At 65.3% G+C, this 18,224-nt stretch carries 14 protein-coding genes; 8 read left to right on the forward strand and 6 right to left on the reverse strand.

Annotated features, from left to right (window positions below; all coding sequences use genetic code 11):
• Positions 1-122 precede the first annotated feature (122 nt).
• Both LG306_RS10040 and LG306_RS10045 read left to right on the forward strand, forming a co-directional pair.
• A complete protein-coding gene (locus LG306_RS10040; protein WP_017506180.1) occupies positions 123-770 on the forward strand; it encodes an ATP-dependent Clp protease proteolytic subunit in 648 nt (215 codons plus the stop codon).
• A 72-nt stretch (positions 771-842) separates the two neighbouring features.
• Complete coding sequence (locus LG306_RS10045) at positions 843-1,163, forward strand: hypothetical protein (RefSeq protein WP_404414118.1); 321 nt, start codon at positions 843-845, stop codon at positions 1,161-1,163.
• Positions 1,164-1,166: 3 nt separating this feature from the next.
• Here the strand turns inward: LG306_RS10045 and LG306_RS10050 are convergent, their stop codons facing one another.
• A complete protein-coding gene (locus LG306_RS10050; RefSeq protein ID WP_404414120.1) occupies positions 1,167-1,814 on the reverse strand; it encodes an HAD-IB family hydrolase in 648 nt (215 codons plus the stop codon).
• 194 nt (positions 1,815-2,008) lie between these two features.
• On the opposite strand from LG306_RS10050, the gene clpX reads away from it, so the two are divergent.
• A complete protein-coding gene (clpX, locus tag LG306_RS10055; RefSeq protein ID WP_404414122.1) occupies positions 2,009-3,277 on the forward strand; it encodes an ATP-dependent Clp protease ATP-binding subunit ClpX in 1,269 nt (422 codons plus the stop codon).
• Between the two features lie 85 nt (positions 3,278-3,362).
• Here the strand turns inward: clpX and LG306_RS10060 are convergent, their stop codons facing one another.
• The 3 genes from LG306_RS10060 to LG306_RS10070 form a co-directional block, all read right to left on the reverse strand.
• Complete coding sequence (locus LG306_RS10060; protein ID WP_404414124.1) at positions 3,363-4,115, reverse strand: lysophospholipid acyltransferase family protein; 753 nt, start codon at positions 4,113-4,115, stop codon at positions 3,363-3,365.
• Positions 4,116-4,152: 37 nt separating this feature from the next.
• Complete coding sequence (locus tag LG306_RS10065) at positions 4,153-5,202, reverse strand: GGDEF domain-containing protein (protein WP_404414126.1); 1,050 nt, start codon at positions 5,200-5,202, stop codon at positions 4,153-4,155.
• A 109-nt stretch (positions 5,203-5,311) separates the two neighbouring features.
• Positions 5,312-6,886: a DEAD/DEAH box helicase gene (locus LG306_RS10070; RefSeq protein WP_404414128.1), complete on the reverse strand. Its 1,575-nt coding sequence runs from the start codon at positions 6,884-6,886 to the stop codon at positions 5,312-5,314.
• 248 nt (positions 6,887-7,134) lie between these two features.
• Between LG306_RS10070 and LG306_RS10075 the strand changes: the two genes are divergently transcribed.
• The 3 genes from LG306_RS10075 to LG306_RS10085 are packed head-to-tail and all read left to right on the forward strand — an operon-like array spanning position 7,135 to position 12,762.
• Positions 7,135-7,953, forward strand: coding sequence for an ImuA family protein (locus LG306_RS10075; protein WP_404414130.1), 819 nt, complete (start codon positions 7,135-7,137; stop codon positions 7,951-7,953).
• Complete coding sequence (locus LG306_RS10080) at positions 7,844-9,409, forward strand: Y-family DNA polymerase (protein WP_404414132.1); 1,566 nt, start codon at positions 7,844-7,846, stop codon at positions 9,407-9,409. Before LG306_RS10075 ends, LG306_RS10080 begins: the two co-directional genes overlap by 110 nt.
• A complete protein-coding gene (locus LG306_RS10085) occupies positions 9,406-12,762 on the forward strand; it encodes an error-prone DNA polymerase (protein WP_404414134.1) in 3,357 nt (1,118 codons plus the stop codon). The genes LG306_RS10080 and LG306_RS10085 overlap by 4 nt, the downstream gene beginning before the upstream one ends.
• 70 nt (positions 12,763-12,832) lie before the next feature.
• Here LG306_RS10085 and LG306_RS10090 read toward each other — a convergent pair whose 3' ends face one another.
• Entirely contained in the window at positions 12,833-13,402 is a 570-nt protein-coding gene (locus LG306_RS10090; protein ID WP_404414136.1) for a hypothetical protein, read from the reverse strand.
• A gap of 184 nt (positions 13,403-13,586) precedes the next feature.
• On the opposite strand from LG306_RS10090, the gene LG306_RS10095 reads away from it, so the two are divergent.
• Complete coding sequence (locus LG306_RS10095) at positions 13,587-14,450, forward strand: 50S ribosomal protein L11 methyltransferase (protein WP_039243620.1); 864 nt, start codon at positions 13,587-13,589, stop codon at positions 14,448-14,450.
• A gap of 9 nt (positions 14,451-14,459) precedes the next feature.
• Positions 14,460-16,265, forward strand: coding sequence for an aminopeptidase P family protein (locus tag LG306_RS10100; RefSeq protein ID WP_404414138.1), 1,806 nt, complete (start codon positions 14,460-14,462; stop codon positions 16,263-16,265).
• A 1-nt stretch (position 16,266) separates the two neighbouring features.
• Here LG306_RS10100 and LG306_RS10105 read toward each other — a convergent pair whose 3' ends face one another.
• On the reverse strand, positions 16,267-17,997 hold the full coding sequence (locus tag LG306_RS10105) for a patatin-like phospholipase family protein (RefSeq protein WP_404414140.1): 1,731 nt from the start codon (positions 17,995-17,997) through the stop codon (positions 16,267-16,269).
• Positions 17,998-18,224 lie beyond the last annotated feature (227 nt).

An 18,224-nucleotide genomic window follows, 5' to 3' on the forward strand; every position in this document is an offset into this window, starting at 1 on the left:
GGGTGGAGGTCTGTAATCGATCTGATATCTGCCTCTGCCTTGCGTCGAGGCGCGTCGAACGCGATATGCTAGTCACGAAGGGCGCGGCTGAATCGCGCCCACGGCATCCTGAGAAGGCCCGAATGCGCGATCCGATCGAACTGATGAACATGAACCTGGTGCCGATGGTGGTGGAGCAATCCAGCCGCGGTGAGCGCTCCTTCGACATCTTCTCGCGCCTTCTGCGCGAGCGGATCATCTTCCTGACGGGACCGTTCGAGGACGGTATGGCGTCGCTGATCTGCGCTCAGCTGCTATTCCTTGAATCGGAGAACCCGAAGAAGGAAATCAGCATGTATATCAACAGCCCCGGTGGTCAGGTGACCTCGGCGCTCGCGATCTACGATACGATGCAATACATCAAGAGCCCGGTTTCGACCGTAGTCATGGGCATGGCGGCTTCGGCCGGCTCGCTGATCCTGACGGCCGGCGCCGCAGGCCAGCGGATCGCCCTGCCGAATGCGCGGGTCATGGTGCACCAGCCGTCGGGCGGTTTCCGGGGGCAGGCGTCGGACATCGAACTGCACGCCGCTGACATTCGCTACACCAAGCGTCGTCTGAACGAGATCTATGTTCACCACACGGGCCGCACCTATGAGGAAGTCGAAAAGACTCTGGACCGCGACCACTTCATGTCGGCCGAGGAAGCCAAGGCCTGGGGTATCGTTGACCACGTTTACGATCGCCGCGAACAGGCCGACGCCGATGGCGTGAAGACGCCCGGCAACTAAGACAGCCTTCGAATGACGAAAGGGCGCGCCCGTCGCGGCGCGCCCCCTTCATTTTGTGCTATCGGAACCGCTATGCAGTTCACGCGAGATCAAAGCGGCACGGTCGAAGTCGATGGCGAAAGCTACGTCTGGGAGCTTCGTCGCCAACCTCAGCCCAAGGGCGGCAATGTCTGGGAGGGCATGGCTGTCTCTCTTCGGCACGTCGACTTCAAACGCGAAGCGATCGTGCAGTTCCCACCGCCGCTTCGACCGAATGGCCGGCCGGATGTGGAAAAGCAGCGCGTCAATGTCGACGCCGTCCGCACGGCGGTCGCCTCGGCGATCGAGGCCGGCTGGGATCCGACCTCGCGCGGCAAGGCGATGGTGTTCGACTTGGACGTCGACGGGAACTGAGCCTTAGGGTTTCTGGCGAAAGACCCTGAATCCCTGCTGCTGCGCCATCGCCAGCATCTCGGTGTCGCCCGAGGTGTCGCCGTAGGCGGCGGTCAGCGTCATGTCGTCGCCATACGCAGCTTTCAGCCGCCGCACCTTCTCCTCGCCCCGACAGTTGGGGCCGACGAAGTCCCCGGTGATTCGGTCATCCACGTCGAAGACGAACTCGGTGCCCAGCAGGGCCTCTGCCCCCAGCTTGCGGGCGAAGGGCGCGACGGTCGTGGTGGGTGATGCCGTCACGATGACCCGGTGTGCGCCGCGTTCGCCCCAGGCGTTCCAGACTTTAAGTGCATCGGGACGCATGAAGCGCGGCCAGATGTCTTCCGCAAACTCTGCGGCTTCCGCTTCCAGCGTCTGACGGTCGACGCCGTGCAAGAACTCCCGCACGGACGCCGCCTTGATCCGGCCCCTGTCGCGATCCTTGGCATAGGCGGCCAGCGCGGGGGCCAGCTTGACCAGCCCGAGCGCCCAGGCGCCCGGACCGACCCGCCAACGAAGAAAGTCGGTGAAGCTGTCCCGAATCGTCAGTGTGCCGTCGAAATCGAAGGCGACGATGGCACGTCCATTCACCGCGGACTGGCGTAAATCCTGCATGATACCCATGTCAGACATTCGCCTTGATCCCCGTCGACACTGATCCATTCACGCACTGCAACAATCCCGTGTCGCCTTCGGGGTTGTCGCGGAACGTGTGATGGGTGATTGTCATTTTTTGAAGACCTTTGCGTCCAGAGTGCTGGAATCAACGTGAGGGAAGCGCGTTGCGGGCCATTTCGGTCCGCGCCGCGGGAGTGAGATAAGGGTCTATGACCAAAGCAGCCGGCACCGACGCCAAAAGCACCCTGTACTGCTCGTTCTGCGGAAAGAGCCAGCACGAGGTCCGCAAACTGATCGCGGGCCCTACCGTGTTCATCTGCGACGAGTGCGTCGAACTGTGCATGGACATCATCCGCGAAGAGCACAAGATCGGCTTCAAGAAGACGACCGACGGCGTACCCACGCCCAAGGAAATCCGCGATGTCCTGAACGACTATGTCATCGGGCAGGCGCACGCCAAAAAGGTGCTCTCGGTCGCCGTCCACAACCACTACAAGCGTCTGAACCACGCGACGAAGAACAACGACGTCGAACTGGCCAAGTCCAACATCATGCTGATCGGGCCGACCGGCTCGGGCAAGACGCTGCTGGCGCAAACGCTGGCGCGTATCATCGATGTGCCCTTCACCATGGCTGACGCCACGACCCTGACTGAAGCCGGTTATGTGGGCGAGGATGTCGAGAACATCATCCTGAAGCTGCTGCAGGCGTCGGATTATAACGTCGAGCGCGCCCAGCGCGGCATCGTCTACATCGACGAAATCGATAAGATCAGCCGCAAGTCGGACAATCCGTCGATCACTCGCGACGTGTCGGGCGAAGGCGTGCAGCAGGCCCTGCTGAAGATCATGGAAGGCACCGTCGCCTCCGTGCCGCCTCAGGGCGGCCGCAAGCATCCGCAGCAGGAGTTCCTGCAGGTCGACACCGCCAACATCCTGTTCATCGTCGGCGGCGCCTTCGCCGGCCTGGAGAAGGTGATCTCGGCGCGTGGAGCTGGCGCCTCGATCGGCTTCGGCGCCAAGGTCAAGGAAATCGACGAGCGCCGCACGGGCGACATCCTGAAGGGCGTCGAGCCGGACGACCTGATGCGTTTCGGCCTGATCCCCGAGTTCATCGGCCGTCTGCCGGTCCTGGCGACGTTGGAGGACCTGGACGAGGCCGCCTTGGTCACCATCCTGACCGAGCCGAAGAACGCTCTGGTCAAGCAATACAAGCGTCTGTTCGAGATGGAGAATGTCGAACTGACCTTCACCGACGACGCCCTGACCGCGGTGGCCAAGAAGGCCATCACGCGCAAAACCGGCGCGCGTGGCCTGCGTTCGATCCTGGAGGGCATCCTGCTGGAAACCATGTTCGAGCTGCCGACCTTCGAAGGCGTCGAGGAAGTGGTGGTCAACGCCGAGGTCATCGACGGCAAGGCCCAGCCCCTGCTGATCTACTCGGAAGCCTCCAAGAAAAAGGCGGACGGCGCCGCCTAATAGCGCGGTCCACCTGGAATGATGGAGGCCGGAGCGAGATCGCTCCGGCCTTTTTCGTGTGAACGCTGCAGGGCAGTCGAAGCGGCTATTTGACAGGTGCGTCGATCAGCACGGCCGGGGTGACGGGTTGGCCCGTAGCCTGGGCGATGAGTTCAGCGGTGCGCGCCTCGATCGCGCCTTCCAAACGGGCCAGGAACTCGTCCTTGGGCAGGCCGACGGGGATGGGGGCGAGGAACTCCAGCGTCGCCGTGCCGGGGTGTTTTTCGTATTTCTCCTCGGGCCAGAAGAGGCCGAGGTTGGTGGCGAGCGGCACGACCGGCACGTCGAAATCGCGGTACATGTGCCAGACGCCGGAGCGGTATTTGAACTTCTTGCCGACAGGCGCGAGGTGCCCCTCGGGATAGATCAGGATCTTGCGGTTTTCCGCGCGGGCCTCGGCGGCGCGCATGGCCAGGGCCTTGCGGGCCTCGTGGCCGCCGCAGGAGTTGACGACGATGGCGCCCAGTTTCTTCAGCACGCCGCCCAGAAGAGGAAACTTTTCCAGGTGATCGCCGGTGACGAAGGCGATGTCGTCGAACTGGTCATAGGTCGCAAAGCCGTCGCCCCAGCTTTGATGTTTTGAGGCGATGATAAAGGCGCCCTCGGGCAGTCGGTCCTTGCCGCGAACGTCTAGTTTGATGCCGGCGAAGATCGCCATGGCCTGGACCATGCGCTTCACATAGCGGCGGATGACCCAACTGGCTGGGCCACGACCGGGCGCAAGCGCCGCAAAAGCGGCGGTCAGCCCGTAGCCGATTGACAGGATCCAGTAGACGACATTGAAGGCGAAGCTGCGCATCGGGCGACTATGGCAGAAAGCTTGGCCAAGTCAGGCTCTAAGCCGCCTTTTCGAGGATGGCGGCTTGCGTGATGCAATTTCGACCCGCGCGCTTGGAATCGTACAGGGCGGCGTCGGCCCGTTCGAGCAGACTGGCGGCGGTTTCGCCCTTTTGGCGCTGGGCGAAGCCGGCCGAAACCGTCACCGAGCCGAGGTCATCATTGGTCGAGCGGCGGCGCAGTGCGCGTGACGCCACGTCGTTGCGGATACTCTCCAACGCTGCCATGACGACGCCGGCGCCTTCGCCGCGGAAGATGATGGCGAATTCCTCGCCGCCGAACCGAGCGGCGAAACGGGTCTTGCCGCAGATGTTGGACAGGACGGTGGAGACATAGCGCAGCACCTGGTCGCCGGTCTGGTGGCCCCAGGTGTCGTTGAACCGTTTGAAATGGTCGATATCGAGGATGGCCAGGCTGAGGGGCGTGCCGTCGTCTTCGGCGCAGGCGGCCTGAAGCCGCTCATCGAAAGCCTTGCGGTTCGCCAGATTGGTCAGGGCGTCGGTCATGGCGTCGCGGCGCACCTGTTCCAAGTTTTCGCGCAGACGGATGACTTCCTTGTTGGACTTTTCCAGACGCTTTTCGAGAATCGCCGTTTCACGGCGCACGCGGTTCGTCGCGGTCGAAAGGCCGCCCACCAGATCCTTCAGCGAGGACGGATCATCGACGGTTTCCATGCACTGTGAGGCGTCGGCGAGGGTTTCGCCGTAGTCGTGCTGGGTCTTGTGCGCCATGGCGATGGCGGTCGCGACGCTGGCCAGCTCGCGGTCCAGCACGGCACCGACGTCGCGAATTTGATCCGGCAAGCGCCCGCGCGGCAGGAATTCGGCGGCGAGCATTTCAGACGTCTTGTCCGTGATGACGGCGGACTGCGCCAGAAGACGGCGGATTTCCTGGGCCAGTGGGCCGTCCGGTTCGCTGATGTAGTGCAGCCAAAGTTCGAAGTTCAGAGGGGTCGGCCAGACGCCGGCTTTTTCCATTTCGCCGATCACGTCGCGCGCCAAAGCATAGGCTTGAGGAGCTCTCAGCGCCGTCTCGACCTTTTTCGACATTCTTGTTCCCCTGAGGCTCTCTTCTGGAGCCGTGTCGGGGCGCACACTAGGGGATGTTCCGTAATGCAGAGTAAACAGCGCAGCCTTCGCTGCGCCGTTATGTACGATTTCAGGCGCGGATGACGACCGGTCGACGCAGGAAGGCGGGGATATCGTCGCCGAACCCACGCACACCCTGACGTTGAGCGTCGATCTTGTCGGCCTTGCGATCGCCGCGACGGTCCGATTGCAACAGGTGCGGTTCACGATCGGCGCGCTCGGGGCGCGGAGCGCGAGCCGTCTCGTCGGGTTCGACGGTCGCCTCGGGCTCGATAGAGGCTCTGGCTGCGGCTGCGGGAGCTACGACTTCGACCGGCGCTTCAGGGCGGGCCTTCCGACGACTGCGGCTGCGCGGCGGTTCGGCCTCTTGAGACGAAGGCGCAGCGGTGACGGGAGCGATGTCGACAGGCTCTGCGGACGGGGTGGCCGCACTGGTTGTGCGCGACCGGCTGCGACCGCGCTCGCCCGAGCGCTTGTCATCCCGGCGAGGGCCGTCCTTGATCGTGGCGAAGTCGATGCCGTCCAGAACCAGCTCTTCCGGATCCTTCTTGATCAGCTTGAGCACCTTATCCAGCGACTTGTCGTCGGCCGGCGTCACGATCATGAAGGCCTGACCCAGCTTGCCGGCGCGGCCGGTGCGGCCGATGCGGTGGACGTAGTCGTCGGCGTGGTGCGAGACATCGTAATTGAAGACGTGGCTAACGTCCGGGATATCCAGGCCGCGCGCGGCGACATCGGACGCCACCAGGATTTTAAGCGCGCCCGAGCGGAAGTCCGCCAGGGTCTTCATCCGGTGCGACTGATCCAGGTCGCCGTGGATCGGCGCGGCGTCGAAGCCGTGGGTCTTCAGCGACTTGGCGACGATATCGACTTCGGACTTGCGATTGCAGAAGACGATGCCGTTGCGCACGTCCTCACGGCCGACCAGGGCGCGCAGAGCGGTCCGCTTGGCCTTGGGGTCCGAGGTCGGGATGCGGACGATGTATTGGGTGATGGTGTCGGCGGTCATCGCCGGACGCGAGGCCTCGATCCGGGTCGGATCCTTGAGGAAGGCGGTCGTCAGGCGCGTGATCTCCGGCGGCATGGTCGCCGAGAAGAACAGGGTCTGACGGCGCGGCGGCGTCAGTTTGAAGATGCGCTCGATGTCGGGGATGAAGCCCATGTCCAGCATGCGGTCGGCCTCGTCGACGACCATGATCTCGACGCCGGTCAGCAGCATCTTGCCGCGTTCGAACAGATCCAGCAGGCGGCCGGGCGTGGCGATCAGGACGTCGACGCCCTTGTTCAGCGCCGCGACTTGGTCGCCCATGGAAACGCCGCCGATCAACAGGACCCAGCTCAGCTTAGTGCCCTTGGCGTATTTGGCGAAGCTTTCGGCGACCTGGTCAGCCAGTTCGCGGGTCGGCGCCAGGACGATAGCGCGCGGCATGCGGGCCCGGGCGCGGCCGGTGGACAGGCGATCGACCAGGGGCAGGGTGAAGGCGGCGGTCTTGCCGGTGCCGGTCTGGGCGATGCCAAGCACATCACGGCCGGCGAGGGCGACGGGGATCGCCTGTTCCTGAATGGGCGTGGCGGTCGTGTAGCCGGTGTCGGCGACGGCCTGAAGGGTCGTGGGCGAAAGGCCCAGTTGGGAAAATTCGGTCATGAATCCTTGGGAGAGAAAGCGTCTGCGTGCATAGCAGCGACGGAACCGCCCCTCTTTGGGCGAGCGGGCGGCGCGGATCGCAGACCTGTCCCGAGGCTGGGGGCGATATAGAAGTCCCTGCGTCAAAGTCAAGTATTCTCGGTATTCCGCCGCCAGGGGGGCGGAATAAATTCCCATGGCCAAGGTTGCTTGCGCTTGACTCCGACGGCGGTGTGAGCGGCATATAAGAGAACAAAAGGAGAACTATTGTGCGGTCCGACCGCGGTATCGAGGCTTTGCGTCAGCGCCTGAAGGCGATTGAAACGGACGGTCATCCGACCGACGCCGACCGCTTTGACTTGGGTCACGCAGAAGCGGACCGGCACATCGGCGGGCTTTCGAGCTATGGTCTGCACGAAATCTATGCGGAGAAGACGGCGGATGCGACGGCCGCCTTGGGGTTTGCCATAGGTCTGATTCAGCGGGCCTTGAAGGATCGACCATTGCTGTGGGGCATCCAGGCCATGGCCGGGCTGGAGACCGGTCAGATCTACGGACCCGGATTGCGCGAGCTGGGTCTGGATCCCGGCCGAGTAATCCTGGTGAGCGTCAAGGAAGCCAAGGACCTGCTGGCGGCGGGTGAGGAGGCTCTGTCATGCGGCGCAGCGGGTGCGGTGCTGCTTACGACCTGGGGTGAAAGCCGGGTCTTAAGTCTGACGGCGACACGACGTCTGTCCATGGCGGCGGGGCAGGGACGGGCGACGGCGATCCTGACCCGACTGGCGGCTCAACCCCAGCCCAGCGCAGCCGAGACTCGCTGGCGCGTTCGCGCAGCCTTGTCCCAAGCCTTGGAGGCGGATGCTCCCGGCCGTCCAAACTATGGGGTCGAGTTGTTGCGGCATCGGTCGGGCGCGCCGCCGAAGGCCTGGACCATGGAATGGGATCGTGAGCGCGGAGTTTTCGAACAGGGTGGGCGCAATGCCGGACATCAACACGCGCAACGACCGGCGCTACCTGTCGGTCTGGTTTCCTCTGTTGTCGACAGATCGGCTGCGGCGCGAGGAGGGACGATCCGACGCTTCGGCTGAGCCGGCGACCGTGCTGGTCGAGAAGGTGAAGGGCGCGCTGCGGCTGGCAGCCGCAAATCGGCAGGCGTTGGAGATGGGACTGTCTGCTGGAATGACGCTGGCGGACGCGCGGGCCAGAGCGCCGGATCTTCGCGTGGTCGTGCATCGTCCGGAAGCGGATGCGACGCTGTTGAAGCGCGTTCTGCTGGATTTCGGCCGGTTCACGCCGATGGCGGCGACGGACGGTCTGGATGGCCTGGCGCTTGATGTGACCGGTTGCGCCCACTTGTTTGGAGGCGAGATGGGAATGATGCAGGCCGTCGAGGCGCGGGCGCGTCGCGTCGGTCTGGCGGTGCGGCTGGCCATGGCCGGCACGCCGGAAGCGGCGCGGGCCTTGGCACGGTTTGGAAAGGGCGGGATTTACGAGGGTGCGAACCAGCGTCAGGCCCTGCGTCGTCTTCCCGTCGCGGCCTTGGAGCTTTCGGACAAGGAGACGCAGGCCCTGTCGCGCGCCGGGCTGAAGACCCTGGCGCATCTGGACGATCGCCCCACGGCCCCCATCGCCGCCCGCTTTGGCGCAGTGGCGGCGACCCGGCTGAACCGTGTCCTGGGGCGTGAGGATACGCGGATAAGACCCGAACGGCCGGTCATGATGATCGCTGTGAGCCGGATCCTGGTCGAGCCGATCACGGAAACGATCGATGTCGAAGCCGTCATCGGCGATCTGCTCCTTGAGGTGATGGATCAATTGGATTTGCGCGGTCAGGGCGGGCGCGCCTTTCGGGCCAGCTTCTTTCGTGTGGATGGGGAGGTGCGCCATATCACCGTCCGAACGGGGCGGCCGAGTCGAGACGCTTTCGGTGTTCTGCGCCTGTTTCGGGAACGATTGGCGGCGCTGGCGAAGCCGCTGGATCCAGGGTTCGGGTTTGATCAGCTGCGCCTGTCGGCGCCTGTCACCGATCGACTGGCGTCGCGTCAGGGCGGTTTCGAGCGCACCCCGCCGGGCGCCGAGGATCTGGGACGTCTCGTGGATCGCTTGACGGCGCGCCTGGGGCCAGAGTCTGTCAGACGGTTCGAACTTGTGGAGTCTCACTGGCCTGAGCGCGCGGTTCGACTGACTCCTGCGGCCCTGCCATCCGGCGAACAGGTCAACTGGCCAGAACCTGATCCTGTGGACCCGCCGCTGCGCCCCTTGCAGATGTTCGACCCGCCCCAACCGATCCTCGCCACGGCGGAGGTGCCCGACCATCCGCCCAACCGCTTCATCTGGCGTCGCGTGGACCACCGCCTCGTTCGGGTCGAGGGGCCCGAACGGATCGCGGCCGAATGGTGGCTCAGGTTGCGAGGGCCGCTGGAGGCCACACGCGACTATTACAGGGTCGAGGACCAGGAAGGGCGGCGCTTCTGGCTGTTCCGTTCGGGCTTCTACGGTGAGGAGCCGGCGCCACGCTGGTTCCTGCATGGCGTTTTCGCATGATCGCCTATGCCGAGTTGGCGACGCGCAGCAACTTCTCCTTCCTGGAAGGGGCGTCGCATCCGAAGCATCTGGTGCTGAGCGCGATCCTGCGTGGACATACAGGCATGGGGCTGGCCGACCGCAATACCTTAGCCGGGGTGGTGCGGGCATGGAGTGCGTTGAAGATCCTGCGCCAAGACGGCTGGTCGCCGCCGGACAAGGTGCGACAGGGCGGCGGTCCCGGCGAGACGATCCTCGTGGAGGACAAGTTCCCGGTCGATCTCGACCCAGAGACAATCAAGGCGCGGGCTGAGGCCTTCAAGCTCATCCTGGGCGCGCGACTGCGCTTCAACGACGGGACGCCGGACATTTTGGCCTATCCCGAAGATCGGCAGGGTTGGGGCCGTCTGTGTCGCCTGCTGACTCTTGGCAACCGCCGGGCAAGGAAGGGGCAGTGCCAGTTGGGTGTAGGCGATCTGTTGCGAGCGCCTGAAGGCTTACTGCTGATCGTCATGCCGCCGCGTCGGACGCAGGGATTGGAATCCTTGCTCCGTCAGGTGAACGAGGCCGCTCCAGGTGCGGTCTGGCTGGGCGCCACGATGCACCGAAGGGGCGACGACCGCAGAAGGCTGGCGAGGCTGAAGGCGCTTGGCGCACAGACCGGCACGCCGCTGCTGGCGGTCAATGATGTTCTCTATCACGACGTGAAACAGCGAGACCTGCAGGATGTCGTGAGCTGTATCCGCGAGGGCGTGACGCTGGAAGCGGCAGGTCGCCGTCTGGATCAGAACGCAGAACGCCACCTGAAACCGCCCGCGGAAATGAGCCGCCTGTTCGCCGACGCGCCCGAGGCGATAGCCGAGACACAGGACTTCCTGGCGCGGGTGGGCTTCGATCTTGACCAACTCACCTACAACTATCCGCAAGAGCCTGTACCGCCCGGCATGACGGCGCAGGATCGTCTGGCTTCGTTGGTGGCGACCTATGAAATCCTGAAATATCCCGATGGCGCGCCGGTCAAGGTACGAGACCTCCTGAAAAAGGAGCTGGCCTTCATCGCGAAGGAACAGCTGGCCCATTATTTCCTGACAATCCACGACATCGTCAGATTTGCGGATGACCGGCGCATCCTGTGTCAGGGACGGGGTTCGGCGGCGAACTCGGCCGTCTGTTACGTTCTTGGGATCACCTCGGTCGATCCCAGCGTGCACAATGTGTTGTTCGAACGCTTCCTGTCGTCAGATCGCAATGAGCCGCCCGACATCGACGTCGATTTCGAACATGAACGGCGTGAGGAGGTCATCCAGCACATCTATTCGCGATATGGTCGCCACCGCGCCGGTATCGCCGCAACCGTAATCCGCTATCGCCCGCGCAGCGCCATTCGCGAAGTCGGAAAGGTGATGGGGCTGACCGAAGACGTCACGGCGCGTCTGGCGGGAAGCCAGTGGGGCAGTTTCGGATCGGATATCCCGGACCGTCATGTGGAGCAGGCCGGGCTTGAAATCGGCAATCCGACCTTAACGCGCGCTATCGACATGACCCGGCGGCTGCTGGAGTTTCCTCGGCATCTGTCCCAGCACGTCGGCGGCTTTGTCCTGACCCAGGATCGACTGGATGAACTGGTTCCCATCGGCAATGCGGCCATGCCGGATCGGACCTTTATCGAATGGGACAAGGACGACATCGACGCGCTGCGCTTGATGAAGGTCGATGTCCTGGCGCTGGGAATGCTGACCTGTATCCGCAAGGCGTTCGATCTGCTGCTTGAACACAACAGGCAGGAGTTGAAGCTGAACACGGTCCCCGACGCCGACGAGCCGACCTACAAGATGTTGCAGGAGGGGCGGTCCATCGGCGTCTTTCAGGTGGAGAGCCGGGCTCAGATCAACATGCTGCCAAGGCTGAAGCCGGAGCGGTTCTATGACCTTGCCATTCAGGTGGCGATCGTTCGGCCGGGGCCGATCCAGGGCAATATGGTCCACCCCTATTTGCGACGACGACAAGGGCTGGAAACCGTCGACTATCCATCGCCTGGCGCAGGACATGGCCATCCCGACGAGTTGAAAGACGTGCTGAAGGAGACGTTGGGCGTGCCGCTTTTCCAGGAGCAGGCGATGAAGGTCGCCATGGTCGCGGCCGGCTTTAACGACAAACAGGCCAACGGCATGCGCAAGGCCATGGGGACCTTCAGGGGCGACGGAAACCTGAATTACTACGGCAAACTCATGGTCAAGGGCATGGTGGCGCGGGGCTATGATCCGGCCTTCGCCGAGCGATGCTATGAACAGATCAAGGGGTTCGGCTCCTACGGCTTTCCCGAGAGCCACGCCATTTCGTTCGCCCGGCTGGTCTACATCTCGTCCTGGATCAAATGCCACCATCCAGCGGTGTTCGCCTGCGCGCTGCTGAACAGCCAGCCGATGGGATTCTATGCGCCGGCGCAATTGGTGAGGGATGCACAGGAGAGTCCGCAGAAGGTCGAGGTGCGGCCGATCGATGTAAATCACAGCGTCTGGGACAATACGCTCGAGCCGGGCGAGCGGGGCTTGGCTCTGCGCTTGGGCATGCGACAGATCGATGGGTTCAAACAGGCCTGGGCGAACGGGATCGTCACGGCGCGGGATACGCCCTTCGTTGATGTGGAGGAGATGGCGCGACGGACGGGTGTAGAATCCGCAGCGATGCGCAAGCTGGCGGATGCGGACGCGTTTCGGTCGATGGGACTGGATCGACGCGAGGGACTGTGGGCGGTCAGGCGATTGCCCGACGATGAGCCGCTGCCGCTGTTTCAGGCCGCGCGAGCGAGAGAACTGGGAGAAGAGGCGGAGGCGAACCTGCCGATGATGCCGCTTAGGGAGCATATCGCCACCGACTATCAGACGACGCGTTTGTCGCTGAAGGGGCATCCAATGCAGATCCTGCGTCCGATGTTCCGCGCCGAGCGCGTGCTCAGCGCCGCCGAAGTCATGGCCCAAAAGCATGGTCGTCTGGTGCGTGCGGCAGGGGTCGTGCTGGTTCGTCAAAGACCGGGCACGGGCAACGCCATCTTCGTGACGATGGAGGATGAAACGGGGGTCGTAAATGCGCTGATCTGGGCGCGACTGTTCGAGACCTTCCGGCGCGAGGTGATGGCCGCGCGGCTGATGGAGGTAGAGGGCACGATCGAAAAAAGCATCGAGGGCGTGCTGCACATCATGGTGCGAAAAGTCGTGGACCGCTCGGCCGAACTGAGCCGGCTCTCCGAGGATTATGATCTGCAGGTCGAACTGTCGCGGGCGGATGCTGTGAAATACCCGCAAGCGCCGCGCAGCCCGACCGGTCGACATCCGCGCGATGTCCGTATCCTGCCGGGATCGCGCGACTTTCACTGAGACGATCACAACGAGAAACGCCGGACGGGAGAGCCGTCCGGCGATCTATTGGATCAGAGAGGAAGTGTGATCAGCGCTTGCCGAAGATCATGTCTCCCAGCTTGGCGAAGAAGCCCTTTTCCTCGGGCTTGGCGGCGGGCGCCGGCTTGGGTGCTTCGACCGGCTTGGGAGCGGGAGCCGGCGTCGGCGCGGACGCCGCAGCGGCGGGGGCAGGGGTGGCGGCAGGCTTGGGCGCGGCGACGGGTTCCGCAGGCTTGGGCGCCGCTGCGGCCGGCTTGGCGACAGGCGCGGCCTTCGGCGCGGCGGCGGCTTTCGGCGCAGGAGCTTTGGTCGCTGCGGGCTTTGCCGCCGTCGCCTTCGGTGCGGCCGCTTTCGGAGCTGTAGGCTTCACTGCCGTCTTAGCGGCGGCGGGCTTGGCGGCGGCTTTGGACGCGGCTTTCGGAGCAGCCTTGGCGGCAGGAGCGGTTTTCGGCTTGGCTGCGGCCTTGGCGGGGACCGGCTTAGCGGCGGCCTTGGGAGCGGCGGTTTTGGGCGCCGCAGCCTTGGGCGCGACAGTCTTGGCGGCAGCGGGCTTCGGCGCAGCCGGCGCCGGCTTTGCCGCGGCCTTGGGCGCAGCGGTTTTCTCGGCGGCGGTCTTCACGGCGCTCGACTTCGGCGCGGCTTTAGGCTTGGAAGCGGCGGTCGCCGGCTTTGGCGACGCTGGTTTAGACGTAGACGGTGACTTGGCCATGTATTCCCCGACCCCTCGGTTTGATAAAAACGCGGCGGCGACGGGCGTTCAGCACCGGATCGCTACGATTCGCCATATTACCGGTGTTTGAAAAATGTCCGAGTCCGCACTTCAGATAATCGCCCGTGGCCCTCGCGCCGCCGCGGAGGCCGCCGCAGAGGCCGTCGACGCTGATCCGCGACTGGAAGGCGCGACCTATTCGATCTTGGAAGAGGACGAGGATAACGACGTCTGGCGCATCGACGCCTTCCCTACGACCGATGACGAGGTCGAGGGGCTGAAGGCGGTGCTGGCGGGCTATCCGGTGACGGTGCTGGTTGAGAAGCTGGCGGACGCTGACTGGCTGGCCATGTCGCTGTCGGGCCTGCCGCCGGTCGAGGCCGGACGGTTCTTCGTCTATGGCGCGCACGATCAGGGCAAGGTGCCCGAGGGCCGCGTCACGCTGAAGATCGACGCCGGCGCCGCCTTCGGCACGGGCCACCATGGCACGACGGTCGGCTGCCTGGAGGCGTTCGACAAGCTGCTGGAGACCGAAAGCTTTGAGAAGGTGCTGGACGTGGGTTGCGGCACGGGCGTGCTGGCGATCGCGGCGGCCAAGACGGGCACGCCCATCGCCGTCGGCACCGACATCGACGAGCCCTCGGCCCGGATCGCCAATGAGAACGCCGAGATCAACGAGGCCAAGTGCGACTTCTATTTCGCCGATGGTCTCAGCGATCCGCGCATCGCCCAGCATCAGCCGTATGATCTGGTGTTTGCCAACATCCTGGCCGCGCCGCTGGTGCATCTGGCGCCCGAGATCGGGGCGGCGCTTAAGAGCGGCGGGGTTGCGATCCTGTCGGGTCTGCTGCGCACGCAAGAGGAGCGGGTGCTGGAGGCCTATCTGCCGCTGGGCTTCACGGTCGAGCAGACCATCCATCACGACGCCTGGAGCGCCCTGCAACTGCGCAAGGGCTGAGGATCGATCATGCGCCAGACTTTCGACGAGACGACCGACCCGTCCTTCGGGGCCAAACACCTGCCGCTCCTGCGCGCCGAAATGGCCAAGCAGGGGCTGGACGGGTTCCTGATCCCGCATGAGGACGAGCATCAGAACGAGTATTTGCCGGACGCCAATGAGCGGCTGGCCTGGGCGACCGGCTTCACTGGCTCGGCCGGGGCGGCGGTGGTGTTTCAGGATCGCGCCAGCATGTTCACCGACGGTCGCTACACCGTTCAGGTCAAGGCCCAGACCGATCCGGCGCTTTTCGAGCGGCGCGACCTCAATGACGTGGCGGCCTATCTCGAGACGGCGGCGAAGGGGGCGGTGATCGGTTATGATCCACGTCTGCACAGCCCGGATGCTCTCGTCGGCCTGAAGGCGGCGGCGCAGAAGGCGGGGGCCACGCTGAAGCCCGTGGACGCCAATCCGCTGGATCTGGCGTGGGGCGCCGATCGTGCGGCCCAGCCGACGGCGCCGGTCGTGCCGCATGAGGACGTCCATTCCGGCGAGAGTCATGCGTCCAAGCGGGCGCGGATCGGCAAGGCCGTGGCGGACGCCGGCGCAGACGCGGTGGTGCTGACGGCGCCGATGTCTATCGCCTGGCTGTTCAATGTGCGCGGCGGGGACGTGATCCGGTCGCCTCTGCCGATCGGCCAGGCCATTCTGGCGGCGGACGGCAAGGCGCGGCTGTTCTTGGACCCGGCCAAGGTCACGAATGCGTTGCCGGGCTGGCTGGGCGACGATGTTCGCATCGAGGCGACCGAGCAACTGCCGGCTGCGCTGGACGGGCTGTCGGGCCAAAAGGTCATGATCGATCCGTCGCTGTCCTCGGCCTGGTATTTCGACAGGCTGGAAGCGGCGGGCGCGACGGTGGTGCGGGCGATGGACCCCTGCGCCATTCCCCGGGCGGCCAAGAATGCGGTGGAGATCGAGGGCAGCCGCCAGGCGCATATCCGCGACGGGGCGGCGCTGAGCCGGTTCCTGCACTGGGTCGATACGGTGGTGCAGGAGACGTTGCCGGACGAGCGCGAGGTGGTCGAGGCGCTGGAGCGATTCCGCGAGGAGACCGGGGCGCTGAAGGACCTGAGTTTCGACACCATCGCCGGGGCCGGGCCGAACGGGGCCTTGCCGCATTACAAGCCTGTGGGCGCCAGCATTCGCAAGGTCGAGAAGGGCTCGCTGCTGCTGGTGGACGGCGGCGGCCAGTATCTGGACGGCACGACCGATGTGACCCGCACCATGGCGGTGGGCGAGCCGAGCGAGGATCAGCGCCACAAGTTCACCCTAGTGCTGAAGGCGCATATCGCCATGGCGACGATCCGCTTCCCAGCCGGGACCAGCGGCATGGCGCTGGACGCCATCGCCAGGGCGCCGATGTGGGCGGCGGGGCTGGATTACGATCACGGCACCGGCCACGGCGTCGGCAGCTATCTGGGGGTCCACGAGGGGCCGCAGCGGATCGCGAAATGGGGCACGTCCCAGCCGCTGCTGGAAGGGATGATCCTGTCCAACGAGCCCGGCTATTACCGCGAAGGCCACTGGGGCATCCGCATCGAGACCCTGCAGGTGGTGACGCCGGCGGTGGTCCCCGAGGGCGGCGAGCGACCCATGCACGGGTTCGAACAGCTGACGTTCGCGCCGATCGACCGCAAGCTGATCGCGGTCGAGATGCTGACGCCGGACGAGCGGGCCTATGTCGACGCCTATCACGCCGAAACGCTGGCCAAGGTCGGGCCGTTGATGGATGGCGAGGCGCTGGACTGGCTGAAGCGGGCCTGCGCGCCGCTGTGACCTAATGGACCGGAACCCGTCGCCTCAGGTGGGTGACGGGGACCGTCAGTTCGGCCAGCGCGGCCTTCATCGCCTCATAGCCTGTGGCGACGGGGCCGTGGTAGGTCTTCCAGTCGCGAATGTCGCTGCCGGCGACCTGGGGCAGGACCAGAATGTCGGCGTCGGCGCGCGACTGCGTCATCTCGACGTCGGTGGTGATGGTGGCCGAGCGCATCAGGATCGAGACGATGGGCGGGCCGGCCTTCCAGGCGCCGGACAGGACCCATTTCCACCAGGACGGCGGATTCTCCAGCGCCTGGGGATCGACGCCGCGCGTCTGGGACATGTCCACGCCGATGATGGGGCCGCTGTTCAGCTGGCGCATCACGCTGGTGGGGAAGTTCTTCAGCACGGCGCCGTCCACCAGCACCTGACCGTCCATGACGACCGGCGGCAGGACGCCGGGAATGGCGATGGAGGCGCGCATGGCCCGACGCATCAGGCCGGTGCGGTGCGCCTCGATCCGGCCCGAGGTCAGGTTCGACGAGACGGCGAAGAAGGGCAGGGCCAGGTCCGCCAGGTCGATGTCGCCGTAGGCCTGTTCCAGCAGACGGGCGACCTTGCGGGCGCGGGACATGGCGATGATCGGCACGGCGAGGTCCGACAGCGGGTCGGACTCGACGAAGGCGCGCCGAATCTCGAAATCCAGCCGCTCGTAGGACCAGCCCAGGGCCGGGCCGGCGGCGACGACCGCGCCCATGGAGGCGCCGCCTGCGAAGTCGATGGGCACCTTGGCCTCTTCCAGGGCCCTGATCGCGCCGATGTGGCAATAGGCCCGCGCGCCGCCGCCGGACAGGACCAGGCCGACGGCCGTGCCGGTGACGATACGGGCGATGCGCTCCGCGTCCGAGGCCACGCCCTCGACGCAGTGGAACCAGCGATCGGGCTGCAGCGCATCCAGCCAGACGCGGGTGTTGGCCGGATGATGCATGCGCGGATCGCGCAGCAGGATCAGGTCGGTCAGGCGGCGGCCGTCGCCGAAGCCCTGGCGGCGCGGCACGGCGGACGGCGGCGCCAGAAGGCCGCTGCCGACGATGAACATCCGGTCCACCTGACGCGCGCACAGGCTGGCCCAGGCGGGCTGGTCCTGTTCGGCGACATAGAGGACGTAGTCGTGGTCGCCCTCCACCCGGCTGAACCATTCGGAGGCGGAAGCGAGCGCCGACTGGTCGATCACCTGACAGCTGAAGCCCATGGCCTGGATGGCGGCGGCGATGCGTTCGACGAAGGCGCGGATGGGCCGGGGACGGGCCGAGACGAAGCCGAAGACGCTGGGCTCGGATGCGCCGGCGGTGCGTTCGCGGGCGCGGTGGATCATCAGCCGCGACAGTTCGACCATCAGGTCCGGCTCGGTGCGGGCGGCCTCGAAGAAGGCTTCGCGCGGCAGGGCCAGGATTTCGCTGTCGCGCAAGGCGACGACGGTGGCGGTGTGCGGCGTGCCGGCCAGCATGGCCATCTCGCCCACCGGCTCGCCCGCCTTGACCACGCCCAGCATGTGCGGCGGTTGATCCGCCTCCATCCGAAACACGCCCAGACGGCCCGAGCGGACCAGATACAGGGTGTCGGCCGGATCGCCCTGGGTGAACAGCGGCTCGCCGCCGGTCAGGGCGAACCAGCTGGCCCGGTCGACCATGCGACCTTCGAAGATTCGCGCGAGCGAGGTCGCCAGCGTGTCGGGGCGAAGCGTGGCCATGATCCGTTTGTAGGCGCGATTCTGGGGCGGGTGAATGGGATGTTTGGACGTGCGACGGCGCCCTCGCGCGGTCGCAGCGAAGTCTGGAGGGCTGGGCGGAGCGCCGGGCCTTCGCCCGGAGTGTGAGTTTGTATGTACCGTTTCGACGAAGGGTATGACGCTCCGCGCGGGTGGTTGGCCTGCAAGCTCGGGGCGCCGAGCGGTGGCGGTCTTATCGCCTAACCCCA

The sequence above is a fragment of the Brevundimonas vesicularis genome (assembly GCF_044807075.1).
GTDB classification, from domain to species: Bacteria; Pseudomonadota; Alphaproteobacteria; order Caulobacterales; family Caulobacteraceae; genus Brevundimonas; species Brevundimonas vesicularis_G.